The following is an 18,038-nucleotide window of genomic DNA, read 5'->3' on the forward strand; positions in this document are numbered from 1 at the left end:
TGCCTCATACGCGCGGAGATAAGCACTTTGCCCGGCCACGGCGGCCTCGTGGGCGCTGATCTCCCTTCGGAAGAGGCGCTTTCAGCGGGTGGGAGCATTGGTTCCACCCCAAAAGCGCGCCCGAGAAAGGGCAATCTGCTCCTTAGCTAGCTTCGCGCCTATGGGGCGCTGCCCCTCCCAAACCCACCCCGCCGATGGCCGCGGGGCTTTTGAAAGCCTTGGTCAGGCGGCCTTGCGGCGGCCGAGATAGGCATCCAGGACGCGTGGGTCGTTGGCCAGCTCGCGCGACGGACCGTCGAACAGCATGCAGCCATTCTCCATCACATAGGTCCGGTCGGTGACCGACAGCGCATAGGACGCCATCTGCTCCACCAGCAGGATAGACAGGCCTTCCTTGTTGAGCTGCGCCAGCACCGGAAAGAGCATGTCGAGGATGACGGGCGCGAGGCCGAGCGAGAGCTCGTCGATCACCAGCAGCCGCGGGCGGGAGAGCAGGCCGCGCGCGATGGCCAGCATCTGCTGCTCCCCACCCGAAAGCGTGCCGGCTTCCTGCCCCAGCCGCTCCTTCACCCGGGGGAAGAGCGCGAGCATGCGTTCCTCGTCCGCTGCCACGCCCTGTGGATCGCGGCGCAGCCGGCTATAGCCGCCCAGCAGCAGGTTCTCCCGCACCGTCTGGTCCGCGAAGATCATGCGGCCCTCCGGCACCATGGCCAGGCCGCGCGACACCATGCGGTGGCTGGGCCGGCCGGTGGTCTCCTCTCCGGCGAAGCGTACGCGCCCCGCCGCCGGGGCCAGCACGCCGGCAATGGCGCGCATCAGGCTGCTCTTCCCTGCGCCGTTCGAGCCGATGACGCCCACGAATTCGCCGGGGCCCACCTGCAGGTCGACGCCCCGCACCGCCTCGATCCGGCCATAGGAGACGCGGATGCCCTCCGCCTGCAGCAGCGGCGCCGTCATTGGGCCGGCACCGCGGCCTGGGCGGCGGGCGCGCCATGGCCGAAATAGGCCTCGATCACCGCGCGATCGTCCTGCACCTGTTCGGGCGGGCCGTCGGCGATCACCTCGCCATGGTCCAGCACGGTCACGCGGTCCGACACGGCCATGATCATCTCCACATGATGCTCCACCAGGATCACCGTCATCCCGCGCGCGGCCAGACCGCGGATGAGCGCGATCAGGTCCTCGATCTCGCCATGGGTCAGGCCGGCCGCGGGTTCGTCGAGCAGCAGGAGCTTGGGCCGCAGCGCGAGCGCCCGGGCGATCTCCAGCCGTCGCTGATGGCCGAAGGGCAGGTTGCGCGCCTGCTCCTCCGCGAAGTCGGACAGCCCGACCACCTCCAGCAGCAGCCGCGCCTCGGCGAGCCTCTCCCGCTCCTCCCGCAGGAAGCGGGGCAGGCGCAGCAGCGTCTCCGCCAGCATGGCCCGGTAGCGGATGTGGCAGCCGACCAGGACATTCTCCAGCACCGTCATGCGGCCGAAGAGCTCGGTGTTCTGGAAGCTGCGCGCGACGCCGAGGCGGGCGAGGGCATGCGGCGGCTGGTCCTTCACCGCCTGGCCGAACAGCGTCACCGTGCCGGCGCTGGCGCGGTAGAAGCCGGAGACGAGGTTCAGCAGGCTGGACTTGCCGGCGCCGTTCGGGCCGATGAGGGCGTGGACGGTACCGGACCGCACCTCCATGTCCACCAGGTTCACCGCGGTCAGCCCGCCGAAGCGGAGCGTCAGGTCGCGGGTGACCAGCGTGGCCTGGCCGGGCTCGTCCTTCTCCTGCGCCAGGGCGTCGAAGCCCGGGACGAAATGGGGCCAGGCGCCGGTGCGCCGCTTCTCCGCGCCGCGGCGGGCCAGCCTGGCGCGCAGGCGCTTGAGGCCGCCTACGATCCCTTCCGGCATGGCGAAGAGCACCAACGCCAGCAAGGCACCGTATGCAAAGGTCTGCCATTCCCGGAAGCCCTGCAGCATCTGCGACGCGGCGAAGAGCACGCCGGTGCCCACCACCGGCCCGGCCAGGGTCCCGCTGCCGCCGAGGATGGTCATCAGCAGCAGTTCGATGGAGGCGGAGAAGGTGAAGGTCTCGTAGTTCACGAAGAGCGCAAGATTGGCGAAGAGACCGCCGCCCAGCCCCGCCAGCGCGGCCGAGACGGCGAAGGCCAGCGTCCGCGTGGCGGTGACGTTGATGCCCAGAGCACGGGCGGCGTTCTCGGATTCCGCCGTCGCCCGCATCGCGCGGCCATAGCGGCTGCGCGCCAGCGCCCATTGCACCCAGAGCGCGAGCATGAGGCAGGCGGCGATCAGGTAATAGTAGTTGAAGCCGGTGGCACGCGTCGCCATCAGCCTCTCCCCGAACAGGGTCGGCCGCGGGATGCTGGCGAGGCCGGAGGCGCCGCCCGTGAAGGAGACCCATTCCCGCAGCACGTTCACGAAGACGAAGCCGAAGGCGATGGTGATGACGGTGAGGTAGAGCGCGCGCACCCGCACCGTGGGGAAGGCCAGCACCGCGCCCATCATGGCCGGCACGGCGACGGCGGCGGTCATGCAGGCGGCGAAGGGCCAGTCCGCCCGCAGCGCCAGCAGCGCCGCGGCATGCGCGCCCAGCCCCATCAGCGCCGCCTGCCCCAGGGAGACGAGGCCGGCGAAGCCCACCAGGATGTTCAGCCCGACGACGGTGATGCCGAGGATCATCGCCCGCATCACCAGGCGAAGCTCGTAGCTGGTGGGGAAGCGGGTATCGAGCAGGTCCCCGAGATAGGGGAAGATGCCGATCGCCAGCACCAGCAGGGCGGCCGCGATCCAGCCTCCGCGGCGCGCGATCATACCTTCTTGAACTCCGCCTTGCCGAACAGGCCATGGGGGAAGAGCAGGAGCAGCAGCACCATCAGCGAGAAGCCGATGGCATCGCGCGCCGCGGTGGAGAGATAGGCCTCGATGAACTTCTCCGAGACGCCGTAGAGCACGCCGGCGATGACCACGCCGCGGGCATTGGCGATGCCGGCGATGATGGCGACCAGGAAGCCCTTGAGGCCGATGATGGCGCCCATGGTGGCGCTGGCCTGGATGACCGGTCCGATCAGCACGCCGGACAGCGCACCCAGCAGTCCGGCGAGTCCGAAGGAGAGCAGCGTCATCCGGTCCGCATCGATCCCGACCAGCCCGGCCGCGGTGCGGTTGTAGGCGACGGCGCGCATGGCGCGGCCGGTGACGGTGCGGCGGTAGAAGAACTCCAGCCCGCCGGCGACGAGGACCAGCGCCACCGGCAGCAGCAATTCCTGCGGATAGATGCCGCTGCCGCCGATCCGCAGCGGCGCCTGCACCAGCGGCGTCTCCAGCCGGCGGGGGTTGGAGCCGAATAGGGCGGTGGTCGCGCTCTCGATCATGGTGCCGACCGCGATGGTGGTCAGCATCCAGCCGATCGCATTGGCCTCGCGGTTGAAGGGCCGGACGAAGCCACGCTCGATCACCGCCGCCAGCAGCCCGGCGGCGAGGACGGCGCCGAGGCAAGCCACCGGCAGCGGCATACCGACGTCGAGCTGGACCACGGTGAGCACCGCGCCCAGCATGACGATGTCGCCGAAGTTGAAGTTCACCGCCTTGGCGGCGGACCACATGACGTAGAAGCCGAGGCCCACCATGGCGTAGACGCTGCCGACCGACAGGCCGGTCAGCAGGTATTGCAGGATCGCTTCCACCGCTCTGCTCCCGGCCCGGGGATTGGGCGGAGCCCTGCGGCCCCGCCATCGCGTCAGTTGCGCATGCCGTAGGGCGTCGCCTCGATCGGCATCAGCACGCCGTTGTGGAAGGCCTGCATCTTGTAGGCTTCCGGCAGGACCGCATCCATGCGTTCCTGGTTGCCCTTGATGAAGGCGGGGCGGTAGTTCGCCACCAATCCCTCGTAGTTCACCCGGAACATCGCATCCCGCAGCTTGGTGCGGTCATAGGCGCCGGCCAGCTTGATGGCTTCCGCGATGATGAAGGTGGCGTCCCAGGCATTGGCCATGCCGGACGGGATCTCGAGATCGGCGGTGGTGCGGATGCGATCGGGGAATTTCGCCTTCATGGCATCGAAGGCGCCCTGCGCGGCGGGAGAAAGCTGGCCGTTCCAGTTGAAGGTGCCGGCCACCATGACGCCTTCCGCCAGCGGGCCGACCGCCTTGGCGAAGGCGGTGGTCAGGCCCCAGGCAGAAACGATCTTCGGCTTGTAGCCGATGCGGTCCATGGAGCGCAGCATGTTCGCGCTCTCCCGGTCCACGCCCCAGAGGATGATGGTGTCCACGCCGGCGTCGCGCAGCCGGATCATCTGCGCCGACATGTCCTGGTCGCCGATGTTCCAGGTCTCGCGGCCTGCCAACGTCACGCCGGCACGCTTCGCCGCCGCCTCGACATCGGGCAGCGCGCCCTGACCCCAGGCGGTGCCCTCGTAGACGAAGCCGATCTTGCCGGTGGGCGAGCGGAGCTTCGCCTGGTCCACCAGGTAGCCGGTCACCCAGCGATCCTTCATGGAGACGCGGAACATCCATTCGTTCCGGCCATTCTGGTGCTCGATCACCGTGGTGCCGGCGGATATCGGGCCGATCCAGGGCATGCCCATCTCGGCCAGGGGCTCCCGCAGCGCGATGGCGTTGGGCGTGCGGCCGCCGCCCATCATGATGATGCAGTTGTCCCGCTCACCGATGCGGCGGGCATTGTCCACGGCGCGGGCAGGCTCGCCCACGTCGTCGTAGATCACCAGGCGCAGCGGCTTGCCCAGCACGCCGCCGGCGGCGTTGATCGTCTCGAGCGCCGTCTCGACCGTGATGCGCAGCATGCCGCCATTGTTCGCCAGCGGCCCGGTCATCTCCCAGGAGGCGCCGATACAGGGTTCCGCGCGCTGCGCCGCGGCGGGCAGCGCCGCGGCGCAGGCCAATGCCGCTGCCATGGCGGCCCGACGGGCCATGACCATCCCGAGACTGCTTGCCATGAGCGACCCTCCGCGCGAAGCCGTCCGTTCGAGGACGTACCGGTGATTGACCGAAGCCATCCGGCATAGCTTTATGCAAGCTACGTGCCATAACCTTGAACGGCGGCGCGGGCGAAGAAGCGACGCGCGAGGGACTGCTACAGGACTGGGGGATCGCCACGGCGAGCGAGTAAATTCGGGTTTGTCTTTGCCGCTGAGCTCCACCATGTTGCATGGGTCAGCCGTCTGGACGCACTGATCCCATATCACATTTGGGATTATGCAAGCCGGACATATTCCGGACGTCTGAGTTCGAGCATGCGCTTCAGCACGTTGACAGCAACCGCCACTTCAGTCGCCTGCCGTCCATCAGTCTGCGAGCGCAGTCCGTCACCGATGACACGCTTCCATCTCGAGATCGCCTTGTTGCCGCGGTCGGCGGCTTGGATGCATTGATCCCTGCCCACGTTCGGGATCATGCGACGCGGACGTATTCCGGCCGCCCAAGCTCGAGCATTCGTGCCAACCTATGCGGCCGCGCTCGGCGATACATCGCAGATGCACGTCCCGCTGCGTCGGCGTGGTCTCGGCTGCCGCACTCGGCACCGCGCTCGAGCGTGGCGGGACCACCACGGCCGCGCCGGGATGGTGCGCCGCGACCTCGGCGTAGACATCGTCACGGTCGTAGGCACCATCGCCGATGAAGGCCGCCACGGAACCGTCGACCTGCTCGAGCAATCGGCCCAGTTGGTGACCCGGTGCTTCTGCTTGGGAATGTGGTGCCGACGAGCGGTGTTGGCTTTGAATGGCAAGTAGGCTGCCCCTGCAGAGTGAGGGGGACACGCCCCGACCTTATCCTAACCGAAGCCGACCAAGCCGCCGACCGCTGCAACAAGGCGCATCCGACCCTCACAGGCCGACGCCCCCTCGCGCGCCCGTGCGATCCGAAACTGGCCGATTCTGAACCGTGCCGAAACTCGCCCCCGAGGTCTGCCTGCCCAAGAACACCGGACCAGCGAAACATGCTTGAAAATCTCGCGCAATCGAGACTTCGCCGGATAATGAGGAGAATGGCAGCGCTCGAAGTAGCCAGGATGCAATCCAGCGCGCCGCCGCATCCAGAGGGGGCTGTTCTGTCCTCGCCGCCGCCGGTAGCGTGCCTGGCCTCATGGATTATCCTTCCTGCTCAGGCCAGCGCCGGCCGCTTCAGGATGCGAGGGACAGATGATGGCTGCGGCGGACAGGGGCGAAGCATTCACAGGAAGCAGCCCTGACACGGCTTCTCCAGGGCAGGCATTCCAGGATGCGCCGTCCGGACACCGGCCTGCGGGCGCTGCCGCATGCTAGCCCTGGTCCGTGTTGCGCTGTCCCGCCCCTATACCTTCGTTGTGATGGCGCTGGTGATTGTGCTCGGTGGCGGCCTCGCCGCCTGGCGCACGCCGGCCGACATCTTTCCCAATATCCCGGTGCCGGTCATTGCCGTGGGCTGGACCTTCAACGGGCTGACGCCCGAGGATATGGCGGGCCGAATCCTCACCCCTTATCAACGCTCGCTCACCACCACGGTGAACGACATCGAGCATATCGAGGGCACCTCCTATCCCGGCCTCGGCATCGTCAAGATCTTCTTCCAGCCGGGGGTCGATATCCGCCTCGCCAATGCGCAGGTCACCGCCGTCTCGCAGACGCTGCTGCGCCAATTGCCGCCGGGCACCACGCCGCCGCTGATCCTGAACTACAACGCCTCCACTGTGCCGATCCTGCAGCTTGCCCTGTCCGGCGAAGGGATGAACGAGCAGCAGCTCTTCGATGTCGGCTTCAATTTCATCCGCACCCAGCTCGTCACCGTGCCGGGCGCGGCCATGCCGCTGCCCTTCGGCGGCCGCACGCGCCAGATCCAGATCGACCTCGATCCGCAGGCCCTGCAGTCCAAGGGTCTCTCGGCGCAGGACGTGGGCAATGCCATCGCGGCGCAGACCCAGATCACGCCCGCCGGCTTCGTCAAGATCGGCGAGCACCAGTACAACCTGCTGCTCAACAACGCGCCCGGCTCGGTCGCCGAGCTCGCCGCGCTGCCCATCCGCACGGTCAACGGCGCAACGCTCACCATCGGCGATGTCGCCAATGTGCGCGACGGCTCCCAGCCGCAGCAGAACGTCGTCCATGTGGACGGCCAGCGCTCGGTGCTGATGACGGTGCTGAAATCGGGGGCCACCTCCACGATCAGCATCGTGAACGGCATCCTGGCGCTGCTGCCCCAGCTTCTCCCCACCTTGCCGCCGCAGCTGCACATCTCGCCGCTCAATGACCAGTCGATCTTCGTGAAGGCCGCCATCACCGGCGTCGCCTTCGAGGGCGCGTTGGCCGCGGCCCTGACCTCGCTGATGATCCTGCTCTTCCTCGGCTCCTGGCGCTCGACCATCATCATTGCCACCTCCATCCCGCTCGCCATCCTGGCGGCCATCTTCACCCTCGCGGCCTTCGGTCAGACCCTGAACGTGATGACGCTGGGCGGCCTGGCGCTGGCTGTCGGCATCCTGGTGGATGACGCGACCGTCACCATCGAGAACATCAACTGGCACCTGGAGCACGGCAAGGATGTGCGCACCGCCATCCTCGACGGCGCGCGGCAGATCGTGGTGCCGGCCTTCGTCTCGCTGCTCTGCATCTGCATCGTCTTCGTGCCGATGTTCTTCCTGCCCGGGGTCTCCGGCTTCCTGTTCGTGCCCATGGCGATGTCGGTGACCTTCGCCATGGTCGCCTCCTTCATCCTGTCGCGCACCCTGGTGCCGACCATGGCGCTCTACCTGCTCAGGCCACAGGCGGGGCACCTCCATGGGCAGGCGCCGCCGCCGCGGCACCTCCTCGGCCGCCTGCAGCGCGGCTTCGAGAGCCACTTCGAGCGCCTTCGCCAGGGCTATGGCCGGCTGCTGCGCCTCGCCCTCGACAGGCGCCGGGCGACGCTGGCGCTATTCCTGGTCTTCGCCTTCGGCAGCCTGGCGCTGGTGCCCTTCCTCGGCCGCAACTTCTTCCCCGAGGTGGACAGCGGCACCATCGCCATGCATGCCCGCGCGCCCGCGGGCATGCGCATCGAGGAGACCTCCGCGCTCTTCGACGAGATCGAGCGCGCGATCCGCCGGCTGATCCCGCCGGAGGAGGTCAATACCATCGTGGACAATATCGGCCTCCCCGGCAGCACCATCAACGTGACCTATGGCGCCTCCGGCACGGTGGGCCCGATGGACGGCGATATCCTGATCAGCCTGCGGCCCGACCACCAGCCGACGGCCGGGCATATCCGCCGGCTCCGGATGGAGCTGCCGCGGCTCTTCCCCACCGTCGCCTTCTCCTTCCTGCCCGCCGACATCACGAGCCAGATCCTGAACTTCGGTGCACCCGCGCCGATCGAGGTGCAGGTCACCGGCCCGAATATCGAGCAGAACCAGGAGCATGCGCAGCGCATCCTGCGCGCCATCCGCGGCATCGACGGGCTGGTGGATGCCCGCATCCAGCAGCCCGCCGGCAGCCCCACGCTGCGCTTCATGGCCGACCGCACGCGCATCAACGCGCTCGGCCTCGACGAACGGGACGTGACGCAGAGCCTCGCCGGGTCCATCGCCGGTTCGCTGCAGACCGCGCCGGTCTACTGGCTGAACCCGGCCAATGGCGTGACCTATCCGGTGGTGGCGCAGACGCCGGAATACCTGGCGGATACGCTGGAGAAGCTGGAAGCGCTGCCGGTCACCGGCCCCCGTGCCCCCGAGCCGCAGATGCTGGGCGCGCTCGGCCGGCTGGTGCGGGCCAGTTCCCCCGCGGTGGTCTCGCAGTACAATATCCAGCCGATGGTCAGCATCTATGCGGCGACGCAGGGCCGCGACCTGGGCGCCGTGGCCGATGCCGTGCAGCGGGAGATCGCGGCGCTGGATGCCGGGAAGCCGGCCGCCGTCCGCGTCACCCTGCGTGGCCAGTACCAGACGATGAATACCGCCTTCGGCGGCATGGGCTTCGGCCTGCTCGGCGCCGTCGTGATGATCTACCTGCTCATCGTCGTGAACTTCCAGTCCTGGGCGGACCCTTTCGTCATCGTCGCCGCCCTGCCTGCGGCGCTGGCCGGCATCGCCTGGATGCTCTTCCTCTCCGGCACGCCGCTCTCCGTGCCGGCGCTGACCGGCGCCATCATGTGCATGGGCGTCGCGACAGCGAATTCCATCCTGGTGGTGAGCTTCGCCCGCGAGAGGCTGGCGGAGCTCGGCAATGCGCGGATGGCCGCCTTCGAGGCCGGGATCACCCGCTTCCGCCCGGTGCTGATGACGGCGCTCGCCATGGTCATCGGCATGCTGCCCATGGCGCTCGGCCTGGGCGAGGGCGGCGAGCAGAACGCGCCGCTCGGCCGCGCGGTGATCGGTGGATTGCTGGTCGCCACCTGTGCCTCCCTGGTCTTCGTCCCCACCGTCTTCGCCATGATCCATGGGCGCCGCCACCATGCCGTCGGCCATGTCCGCCCGGGAGGAGCCGCCGCCCATGCCTGAAGCGCCGATGCCCGAAGCCTCCGCCCCCGGGCACCGGGCCCCCGGGACCGAAGACGAGCCGTCCGCCGCCAGCCCGCGCCGGGTGGGGCTGTTCCTGGCCCTCGGCCTGCTGGCGCTGCTCGGGGCCGGGGTGCTCAGGATCAGCACCCGCCTCGGCGCGCAGGAGGAATTGCGGGAGGTCACCGCCGCCGTCACGGTGCCGAGCGTCAGGATCATCCGGCCCCGCAGCGTGGAGCCGCGGCCGCTGACCCTGCCCGGGCGGCTGCAGGCCTGGGCCGAGGCGCCGGTCTATGCCCGCACCAATGGCTTCGTCGCGCGCCGCCTCGCCGATATCGGCGACCGAGTGCAGGCCGGCCAAGTCCTGGCGCTGATCGACACGCCGGATCTCGACCAGCAACTCGCCGCGGCGGAGGCAGCGACCGCCACCGCCCGGGCGCAGCGGGACCTCGCCTCCCGCACTGCCCAGCGCTGGAACGAGCTGAGTGCGCGCAACGTGGTCTCCCAGCAGGCGACGGATGAGCGCCGTGGGGACCTGGCCGCGCGCACGGCGCAGCTCAGCCAGGCGGAGGCCGAGGTGAACCGGCTGCGCGCCCTGACCGGCTTCAAGCAGGTGCTCGCGCCCTTCGATGGCGTCGTCACCAGCCGCGCCATCGATGTGGGCGGGCTGATCGTCTCCGGCAGCACCAGCTCGCCGCCGCTCTTCACCGTCACGGATATGAGCCGCCTGCGGCTCTATGTCCGCGTGCCGCAGGCCTATACGGGTTCCATCCGGACCGGGATGAAGGCGGAGTTCATCGTGCCGGAATATGGCGACCGGAGCTTCACGGCCGAACTGACCCGCACCTCCGATGCGGTGGATGTGCAATCCGGCGCCATGCTGGTGCAATTCGCCGCGGACAACAGGGATGGTGCGCTGAAGCCCGGCGGCTATGCCCAGGTGCGACTGGAACTGCCGCCCGAGCCGAGCGCCGCGCCGCAGCTTCGCGTGCCGGCCAGCGCGCTGATCTTCCGCGCCGGCGGCACCTCCATCGCCGTGGTGGATGCCGAGGGACGCGTCACGGTGAAGCCGGTGCGGATCTCCCGCGACCTCGGTGCCGAGCTCGACATCGCCTCAGGCCTGGAGGCGACGGACCGGGTAATTGATAGTCCCTCCGATGCCATCCGAAGCGGCGACAAGGTGCGACTTACAGGGGATAGGTTGTCAGGCCACGGCTCGGTGGGTGCGCATCTGCCAGATCACTGTTGACTAGCGGGGAAAATTCACGGCGGCATCCGCGACTTCATTTCGGCTGCTGGGCAGGTCGCGGCCTGGTTGTGCGGAGGCGGCGGCCCTGCGCCGGTCGTGATGCCGGACGTCGGGGTGCGGATCGCAGGTCTGGCGGGTTGCAATGCGTGGACACTCGCGGGGCACGACGCCCCGCCGTTCAGCAGGCGAGCCGCGGCAGGCGGTCCAACACGAGGCGGATGATGGCCTGGTCCGTGCATGCCGAGGGCAGGTGCAGCGCGACGCGGGTCTTCAGCTCGACGACCCGCACGGCGAGCTTCATCAGCCTGCGGCGCAGCGTGTCGGACTGCGCGACGCGCCAGGCCGAGCGCTTCGGCATCAGGCTGTGCAGGGACCGCAGCAGCCAATAGGCGCCGGTGTGCAGCATCAGGCGGAACTGGTTGGCGGTGGCCCGGCAGCACGACGCGCGATCGGCGGCCAGGTGCTGCTTCCAGGCCTTGATATGGTTCTCCGCCTGGCCGCGCTGGTAGTAGAGGTTTTCGTACAGAGTGCGCGGACTGCCGCCCACCAGGCTGGTGACGACGAACCGCGTGTCGGCGCCGAGCGGTCCAGCCTCCACTCGGGCAATATTGAGATGGATTATGCAGTCAGGGAAAGTCAGCATCACAAAACACTAGGTGAAGACTGCAAAGATTGTAGGGAGACATTCAAGATCGCCACGGCCTGCGCAATAAGCCATTGGCCTCTGCCTAATCGGCGAATAATGGCCCATTGAGACCATTTCCCTGTCGAGCAGTGGTCCCAGCGACGCCCGTTGCGGCGGTGATCGCGTCGCGGCAGCCCAGTAGGGCATCGCGCAGCATCGGCTCGGCCGTGGCGAACCGCGCCGCCGGCACGATGACCGAGATGGCGTAGCGCAGGCCGGCGAGATCGGCGATGCCCGCGGCCAGCGCGCAGATCCCGTCCGCGGTGCCCTCCTGGTCGCGGGCGATGCCGCTGCGGGCGACCTCGGCGATCTCCGCCAGGAGCACGGGCAGCCGCGTCTCGGTCCGCGCGGTGCGCCGCGGCAGCGGGTCCGGCAGCAATTGCCGCAGCCGTGCCTCCGGCAGCCCCGCCAGCAGCGCCTTGCCTTCCGCCGTGCAATGGATCGACCAGGCGGCGCCGACCTGGGAGGACAGGACGATGTCGCGGCCGGGCGCATGGATCAGCGCGAGCACGACCGCCTTGGCATCCTGCAGCACCGTCAGCGCCACCGTCTCCCGCACCGACCAGGCCAGGCGCTCGAGGCCCGGCCGGGCGAAGCTGGCCAGGTCGCTGCGGACCGAGGCGCCCAGGCGGGCCAGCACCGGCCCCAGCCGCAACCCGCCATGCACCGGATCGACGGCCGCCAGGCCCTCGGCCTTCAGCGCATCGGCGATCCGCTGCACGGTCGGCCGCGGCAGGCCGGTCGCCTTGGCTATCTGCCCGAGGCTCAGCCCGGCCCCCTGGCCCTCCAGCGCGCGCAGGATGGCGGCGGCGCGGGCGATGAGCTGCATGCCGGACGGGCCGCGGGCAGGGGTGGGGTCGGATGCTTCCGGCATGGATCCTGCGCATCACGGCGGCGGTGCCGGACCGTTGACAGGCCAGGAGGCCGCTGCCTAGGCTTCCAATAACAATGCACTGTATCGCTGGGTGGACAGGTTGCCAAGAGTGGCCGTGCCGCCCTGGGGAAGGAGAAACGGCCATGCAGCTCGCCCTCGTCGCGGACCGGCCCCGGGCCCTGCCGCAACCCGAGCCCGGGCTCACCCCCGGCGATCTGATCGAACGCGCCATCGCACTGCGGCCGCTGCTGCGGCAAAGGCAGGAGGCGCATGAGGCGCTCGGCACCTATAGCGCGGAGGTGCATGCCGCCTTCGACCGCGCCGGCTTCTACCGCATCACCCAGCCACGGTTGTTCGGCGGCTATGAATTCACCCTGCCCGACTATTGCCGCACCATGGTCGAGGTGACGCGCGGCGATCCCGGTGTCGGCTGGTGCCTGACCCTGGCGGCCTCGCATGGCTGGGTCGTCGCCTCCCACTGGCCGGAAGCGGCGCAGCGGGAGATCTTCGGGCCGGAGGGCGTCTTCGCCGCGCCGCATCGTGCCGCGCCGATGGGCACGGTGACACCGGCCGAGGGCGGCTACCGCGTCACCGGCTGCTGGAATTACTGCTCCGGCATCCCGCATGCTACGCATCTGATGGCCACCGCCTTCCTGCAGGACGGCACCACGCCGCCGCGCACCGTGCTGGCGATGATCCCGCGCCGAGACCTCGAGATCCTGGACGACTGGGGCGGCGACCATACGCTGGGGATGCGGGCCAGCGGCTCGAACAGCGTCGCGGTGAAGGATGCGCTGGTCCCGGCGCACCACGTGGTGCCGTTTGAAGTGCTATTCGCCCGCCCCACGGGCATGGAGAACGGCACCCACGGCACGCGGCTGCACGGCAACCCCATGTATCTCGGCCGGCTGATGGGCCCCTACCACGCCTCGCTCGTCTCCGTCGTGGTCGGTGCGGCCTGGGCGGCGATCGACGAATACGAACGCATCACCACGACGATGAAGACCTATGTCGACCCGAGCCTGCTGCGGGCCGACCATACCGATTTCCAGCGGCCGCTCGGCCTCGCCATGGCCCAGGCGGATGCGGCGGAGGCGATCCTGCTGGGCGGTGCGCAGCGCTACATGGATCTCTGCCAGCGCTGGGCGCGCGACGGCACGCCGATCACGGTGGAGGACAATATCCGGCTCTGGACCATGATCCAGCAGGGCGGTGCCATGGCAGCGGGCGTGGTGGAGGACCTGTTCCACGCCGCCGGCGCCTTCACCACGAAGAAGGGCAACCGTCTGCAGCGCTATTTCCGCGACGTGCAGATGTACCGCACCCACCTGTCGGCCCAGCGGCTGGAATTCGCCACCTATCTGGGCCGCGCGCATCTCGGCCGGCCGACCGGGTTCCGCGGCCTGTAGCCCGCAGCGGCGCAGGCCGGACCGGGGGGAAACAAGAACCATGAAATGGAGCATCACTCGCCGCGGCGCGCTGGCGCTGGGCGTCGCCGGCCTCGCGCCGGGCGCGCTGGCGCAGCCACTGGACCGCACTGCCCGCATCCTCACGGGATTCATGGGTCTCGCCGATGCGGTCGCCCGGCTCTATGGCGAGAGGCTGCGCGGCAGCTACGCCAGCCAGGTGATCGTGGACAACCGGCTTGGCGCCGCCGGCCGGCTGGCGATGGAAGTGGCCAAGGCGTCGGCGCCGGATGGCACCACGCTGCTGCTGACCCATGAAAGCTCGCTGACCGTCTATCCGCACGTCTATCCGAAGACGCTGCGCTTCGACCCGCAGGCGGATTTCATCGCCGCCTCGGCGGTTGCCACCTTCCCCTTCGTCATCGGCGTCGGGCCGGGCCATCCGGCGAGGGATTTCGCGCAATTCGTCGCCTGGGCGAAGGCGCAGCCGGAGGTCGCCTTCGCCACGCCGGCGGCGGGCTCCGTACCGCATTTCACCATGGTGCAGCTGTTCCGCCAGCTCGGCATCGCGGCGCAGCACGTGCCCTATCGCGACACCACCATGATCATCGGCGACCTGCAGCAGAACCGCCTGCCGGTGGCGATGAGCACCATCGGCAGCTGGGCGCAGCTTGGCCAGTCCGGCGACCTGCGCCTGCTGGCGACCAGCGGCCCGCAGCGCGCCGCCATCCTGCCGGCGGTGCCGAGCTTCAACGAGCTCGGCCTGGCGGAACTGACGACCGAGGAGGGCTACTACATGATGCTGCCGGCCCGCACGCCGCAACCGGTCGTCGACAGCCTGCATGCCGCCGTGGTCCGCGCTGCCGAGGATCCGGGGCTGCAGGACTCGCTCGGCAAGCTCGGCCTCCGCATCTGGCGGGCGACGCCGGCCGATGCGGCGGCGAAGATCCGGGCCGATACCATCCGCTGGGCCGGCATCGTCCGCTCCTCCGGCTACGAGCCGCAGGAGTAGCCGCATGCGGGCCGAACAGCTCTTCGACGTGCGCGGCCTCGCCACCCTCGTCACCGGCGCAGCGAGCGGCCTCGGCCTCGCCTATGCCGAGGTGATGGCGGCGAATGGCGCCCGGGTGACGCTGCTGGACCGCGATGCTGGGGCGCTGGAGCGCCAGGTCGAACGCCTCGCCTCCCACCAATGGGATGTGCGCGGCGAGGTCTGCGACATCACCGACCGCGCCCGGGTGCGGGAGGTCTTCGCCGCTGCCGCGGCGCATCACGGCCGGCTGGACGTGGTCTTCGCCAATGCCGGCATCGACCTGCCGCCGGGCTACCTGACCGCCGGCCGCCGCGACCCCGCGGGCGGGATCGAGAACCTTCCGGACGAGAACTGGGACCGCATGATCGCGGTGAACCTGACCGGCGTCTTCGTCACCATCCGCGAGGCGGCGCGGCACATGAAGCCGCAGGGCGGGGGCAGGATCATCGTCACCACCTCGGTCGCGGCGTCGCGCACCTCGGGCCTGCCGGGCTTCGCCTACATGCCGGCCAAGGCGGGGGCGGCGCATATGGTGCGGCAGGCGGCGCTCGAGCTGGCGCGCTGGAACATCCACGTCAACGCTATCGCGCCCGGCCCCTTCGCCACCAACATCGCTGGCGGCCATTCGCTGACGGATGCCGCGCAGCAGGGCGTGGCGCGCGTCGTGCCGCTGCGCCGCATGGCCCACCCGGACGAGATCAAGGGCGTCGCCCTGCTGCTCGCCTCGCCGGCCGCCAGCTTCATCACCGGCGCCGAGATCACCGTCGATGGCGGCCGCAGCCACGGCATGGCCGACCCCGCATGAAGGGACACCCCGCATGATCGAAACCGATGTCCTGATCGTCGGCAGCGGCCCCGCCGGCGGCAGCATGGCGCTGGCGCTGAGCAGTCTCGGCATCCGCAACATCCTGGTGACGAAGTACCGCTGGCTGGCCGATACCCCCCGCGCCCATATCACCAACCAGCGCACCATGGAGGTGCTGCGCGACCTGGGCGTGGAGGCCGAGGCCGCGGCGCTGGCCACGCCGCAGGACCTGATGGGCAATACCGTCTTCTGCGAGAGCCTGGCCGGCGAGGAGCTCGGCCGCATCCGCGCCTGGGGCACCCGGCCGGATCGCCGCGCCGACCATGCCATGGCCAGCCCGACCGCCATGTGCGACCTGCCGCAGAACCTGCTGGAGCCGATCCTGCTGGGCAATGCCGCGGCGCGCGGCACGCGGGTGCGCTTCGATACTGAGTACCTGGCGCTGGAGCAGGATGCCGATGGCGTCACCGCGACGGTGCAGGACCGGCTGGGCGGCGGCACCTACCGGATCCGCGCGAAATACCTGATCGGCGCCGATGGCGGCCGCAGCAAGGTGGCCGAGGATATCGGCCTGCCCTTCGAAGGCCGGATGGGCGTCGCCGGCAGCATGAACATCGTCTTCCAGGCCGACCTGTCGCGCCACGTCGCGCATCGGCCGAGCGTGCTCTACTGGGTGCTGCAGCCGGGCTCCTCGATCGGCGGCATCGGCATGGGGCTGGTGCGCATGGTCCGGCCCTGGACCGAATGGCTGATCGTCTGGGGCTACGACATCAACGGCCCGGCGCCGGAGCTGACGGAGGCCGAGGCGACGCGCATCGCCCATGGCCTGATCGGCGACACCAGCATCCCGATCACCATCCGCTCCACCTCGCTCTGGACGGTGAACAACATGTTCGCCACGCGCTACCGTGAGGGGCGCGTCTTCTGCATGGGCGATGCGGTGCACCGGCATCCGCCCTCGAACGGCCTCGGCTCCAATACCTCGATCCAGGATGCCTACAACCTCGCCTGGAAGCTGGCGCTGGTGGTGCAGGGCAAGGCGGCGCCCGGCCTGCTCGACAGCTACGAGGCCGAGCGGGTGCCGATCGGCCGGCAGATCGTCACCCGCGCCAATCAGAGCATCGAGGAGTTCGGCCCGATCTTCGGCGCCCTCGGCCTGCTCGGCACGCATGACCCCGAGGTGATGCGGGCCAATATGGAAGCCCGCAAGGCGGCAACCCCCGAAGCCGCGGCGCAGCGGGAAGCACTGCGCCAGGCGATCCTCTTCAAGCAGTATGAATTCGATGCCCATGGCGTCGAGCTGAACCAGCGCTATGCCTCCGGCGCCGTGGTGCCGGACGGCACGCCGGAGCCGGCCTGGAGCCGCGACCGGGAGATCTACTACCAGCCCACGACCTGGCCCGGCGCCCGGCTGCCGCATGTCTGGCTGGAACGCGACAAGCGCCAGGTCTCGACGCTCGACCTCGCCGGGCAGGGCCGCTTCACCCTGCTGACCGGCATCGGCGGCGAGGCCTGGGTGGCCGCGGCGCGCGAGGCGGCGGTCAGCCTCGGCATCGCCGTCGAGACCGTGGTCATCGGCCCCGGCCGCGACGTCACCGACCTGTTCGGCGACTGGGCCGCCGCGCGGGAGGTGGGCGAGGATGGGTGCGTGCTGGTTCGCCCCGACATGCATGTCGCCTGGCGGGCGCCGGATGCATTGGCGTCGCCGCGGCTGGCCGGGGTGCTGCGCCGCATCCTCGGCCACGCGGCCTGACGGAGGGACAGCATGCAACTCGCCTATGCCGCCGCGGCGCCGGCCATCCCGCAGCCGGAACCCGGCCTGACCGCGGCGGAACTGCTCGCCCGTGCTGCCGCCTTCCGCCCGATGCTGCGCGAGCGGCAGGCCGAGCACGAGGCGCTCGGCAGCTATGCCGAGGATGTGCACGAGGCCTTCCTCGCTGCCGGCTTCTACCGCATCACCCAGCCGCGGCTGTTCGGCGGCTATGAGTTCGGCCTGCCGGTCTTCTTCCGCACCATGGCAGAGATCGCCCGCGGCGATCCCGGCGTCGGCTGGTGCCTGACGCTGGCCGCCTCGCACGCCTTCCTGCTGGCGGCGCATTGGCCGGAGGCGGCGCAGCGGGAGTTGTTCGGCGCCACGGGCCATTTCATCGCGCCGCACCGCGCCCAGCCGCTCGGCCGCGCCGTGCCGGTCGATGGCGGCTACCGGGTCGGCGGCCGCTGGAATTATTCCTCCGGCGTGCCGCATGCGACGCATTTCATCGGCACCGCGCTGGTCGAGCGCGACGGCGCGCCGCCGGCGCCGGTGCTGGTGGTGCTGCCGCGCGGCAGCTACCGCGTGCTAAAGGATTGGGGCGGCGACGCGATCCTCGGCCTGCGCGCCAGCGGATCGAACACGGTGGAGGCCGCGGAGGTCTTCGTCCCGGCGCATCACGTGGTGCCCTTCAACGCGCAATTCTGCCGCCCCGAGGAGATGGCCGAGGGCACGCCGGGCACCCGGCTGCATGGCAACCCCATGTATCTCGGCCGCATCATGC

General features: G+C 69.7%; 13 protein-coding genes and 2 pseudogenes. 8 read left to right on the forward strand and 7 right to left on the reverse strand.

Annotated features, from left to right (window positions below; genetic code table 11):
• Positions 1-222 precede the first annotated feature (222 nt).
• The 5 genes from Q7A36_RS18790 to Q7A36_RS18810 form a co-directional block, all read right to left on the reverse strand.
• Positions 223-957, reverse strand: coding sequence for an ABC transporter ATP-binding protein (locus tag Q7A36_RS18790; protein WP_305105271.1), 735 nt, complete (start codon positions 955-957; stop codon positions 223-225).
• Positions 954-2,807, reverse strand: a complete 1,854-nt coding sequence (locus Q7A36_RS18795) for a branched-chain amino acid ABC transporter ATP-binding protein/permease (protein WP_305105272.1) — start codon at positions 2,805-2,807, stop codon at positions 954-956. Before Q7A36_RS18795 ends, Q7A36_RS18790 begins: the two co-directional genes overlap by 4 nt.
• Entirely contained in the window at positions 2,804-3,679 is an 876-nt protein-coding gene (locus Q7A36_RS18800) for a branched-chain amino acid ABC transporter permease (RefSeq protein ID WP_305105273.1), read from the reverse strand. The genes Q7A36_RS18795 and Q7A36_RS18800 overlap by 4 nt, the downstream gene beginning before the upstream one ends.
• Before the next feature lie 53 nt (positions 3,680-3,732).
• Entirely contained in the window at positions 3,733-4,947 is a 1,215-nt protein-coding gene (locus Q7A36_RS18805; RefSeq protein ID WP_305105274.1) for an ABC transporter substrate-binding protein, read from the reverse strand.
• A gap of 257 nt (positions 4,948-5,204) precedes the next feature.
• Positions 5,205-5,405: a hypothetical protein gene (locus Q7A36_RS18810; RefSeq protein ID WP_305105275.1), complete on the reverse strand. Its 201-nt coding sequence runs from the start codon at positions 5,403-5,405 to the stop codon at positions 5,205-5,207.
• A gap of 166 nt (positions 5,406-5,571) precedes the next feature.
• Between Q7A36_RS18810 and Q7A36_RS18815 the strand changes: the two genes are divergently transcribed.
• The 3 genes from Q7A36_RS18815 to Q7A36_RS18825 all read left to right on the forward strand — a co-directional run bounded on the left by Q7A36_RS18815 (position 5,572) and on the right by Q7A36_RS18825 (position 10,701).
• On the forward strand, positions 5,572-5,742 hold the full coding sequence (locus Q7A36_RS18815) for a hypothetical protein (protein ID WP_305105276.1): 171 nt from the start codon (positions 5,572-5,574) through the stop codon (positions 5,740-5,742).
• A 524-nt stretch (positions 5,743-6,266) separates the two neighbouring features.
• Entirely contained in the window at positions 6,267-9,455 is a 3,189-nt protein-coding gene (locus Q7A36_RS18820; RefSeq protein WP_305105277.1) for an efflux RND transporter permease subunit, read from the forward strand.
• Positions 9,448-10,701 carry an efflux RND transporter periplasmic adaptor subunit gene (locus tag Q7A36_RS18825; protein ID WP_305105278.1) on the forward strand — a complete coding sequence of 418 codons (1,254 nt, stop codon included), beginning with the start codon at positions 9,448-9,450 and terminating at the stop codon, positions 10,699-10,701. The genes Q7A36_RS18820 and Q7A36_RS18825 overlap by 8 nt, the downstream gene beginning before the upstream one ends.
• Before the next feature lie 178 nt (positions 10,702-10,879).
• Here the strand turns inward: Q7A36_RS18825 and Q7A36_RS18830 are convergent.
• Together Q7A36_RS18830 and Q7A36_RS18835 are read right to left on the reverse strand one after the other, a co-directional pair.
• Positions 10,880-11,308 (reverse strand): annotated as a pseudogene (locus Q7A36_RS18830) (transposase); the annotation flags it as partial.
• A gap of 121 nt (positions 11,309-11,429) precedes the next feature.
• Positions 11,430-12,260 carry an IclR family transcriptional regulator gene (locus Q7A36_RS18835; RefSeq protein WP_305105279.1) on the reverse strand — a complete coding sequence of 277 codons (831 nt, stop codon included), beginning with the start codon at positions 12,258-12,260 and terminating at the stop codon, positions 11,430-11,432.
• A gap of 143 nt (positions 12,261-12,403) precedes the next feature.
• Between Q7A36_RS18835 and Q7A36_RS18840 the strand changes: the two genes are divergently transcribed.
• From Q7A36_RS18840 to Q7A36_RS18860, 5 genes and pseudogenes are all read left to right on the forward strand, one after another.
• Positions 12,404-13,669: an acyl-CoA dehydrogenase family protein gene (locus tag Q7A36_RS18840; RefSeq protein ID WP_305105280.1), complete on the forward strand. Its 1,266-nt coding sequence runs from the start codon at positions 12,404-12,406 to the stop codon at positions 13,667-13,669.
• 40 nt (positions 13,670-13,709) lie between these two features.
• Entirely contained in the window at positions 13,710-14,678 is a 969-nt protein-coding gene (locus Q7A36_RS18845) for a tripartite tricarboxylate transporter substrate-binding protein (RefSeq protein ID WP_305105281.1), read from the forward strand.
• Between the two features lie 4 nt (positions 14,679-14,682).
• Positions 14,683-15,504 (forward strand): SDR family NAD(P)-dependent oxidoreductase, encoded by an 822-nt coding sequence (locus tag Q7A36_RS18850; protein ID WP_305105282.1) that lies wholly within the window; start codon positions 14,683-14,685, stop codon positions 15,502-15,504.
• A 13-nt stretch (positions 15,505-15,517) separates the two neighbouring features.
• Positions 15,518-17,257 carry an FAD-dependent oxidoreductase gene (locus Q7A36_RS18855; RefSeq protein WP_305105283.1) on the forward strand — a complete coding sequence of 580 codons (1,740 nt, stop codon included), beginning with the start codon at positions 15,518-15,520 and terminating at the stop codon, positions 17,255-17,257.
• Between the two features lie 12 nt (positions 17,258-17,269).
• Positions 17,270-18,038: pseudogene (locus Q7A36_RS18860) on the forward strand (hypothetical protein); the annotation flags it as partial.

It is taken from the genome of Paracraurococcus lichenis (genome assembly GCF_030657435.1).
In the GTDB taxonomy this organism is placed as follows: Bacteria; Pseudomonadota; Alphaproteobacteria; order Acetobacterales; family Acetobacteraceae; genus Paracraurococcus; species Paracraurococcus lichenis.

Coding starts and splice junctions, on each gene's coding strand:
- Q7A36_RS18790 (WP_305105271.1), bottom strand. CDS start 957: ATGACGGCGCCGCTGCTGCAGGCGGAGGGCATCCGCGTCTCCTATGGC.
- Q7A36_RS18825 (WP_305105278.1), top strand. CDS start 9,448: ATGCCTGAAGCGCCGATGCCCGAAGCCTCCGCCCCCGGGCACCGGGCC.
- Q7A36_RS18850 (WP_305105282.1), top strand. CDS start 14,683: ATGCGGGCCGAACAGCTCTTCGACGTGCGCGGCCTCGCCACCCTCGTC.
- Q7A36_RS18835 (WP_305105279.1), bottom strand. CDS start 12,260: ATGCCGGAAGCATCCGACCCCACCCCTGCCCGCGGCCCGTCCGGCATG.
- Q7A36_RS18795 (WP_305105272.1), bottom strand. CDS start 2,807: ATGATCGCGCGCCGCGGAGGCTGGATCGCGGCCGCCCTGCTGGTGCTG.
- Q7A36_RS18855 (WP_305105283.1), top strand. CDS start 15,518: ATGATCGAAACCGATGTCCTGATCGTCGGCAGCGGCCCCGCCGGCGGC.
- Q7A36_RS18815 (WP_305105276.1), top strand. CDS start 5,572: ATGGTGCGCCGCGACCTCGGCGTAGACATCGTCACGGTCGTAGGCACC.
- Q7A36_RS18840 (WP_305105280.1), top strand. CDS start 12,404: ATGCAGCTCGCCCTCGTCGCGGACCGGCCCCGGGCCCTGCCGCAACCC.
- Q7A36_RS18805 (WP_305105274.1), bottom strand. CDS start 4,947: ATGGCAAGCAGTCTCGGGATGGTCATGGCCCGTCGGGCCGCCATGGCA.
- Q7A36_RS18845 (WP_305105281.1), top strand. CDS start 13,710: ATGAAATGGAGCATCACTCGCCGCGGCGCGCTGGCGCTGGGCGTCGCC.
- Q7A36_RS18820 (WP_305105277.1), top strand. CDS start 6,267: ATGCTAGCCCTGGTCCGTGTTGCGCTGTCCCGCCCCTATACCTTCGTT.
- Q7A36_RS18810 (WP_305105275.1), bottom strand. CDS start 5,405: ATGATCCCGAACGTGGGCAGGGATCAATGCATCCAAGCCGCCGACCGC.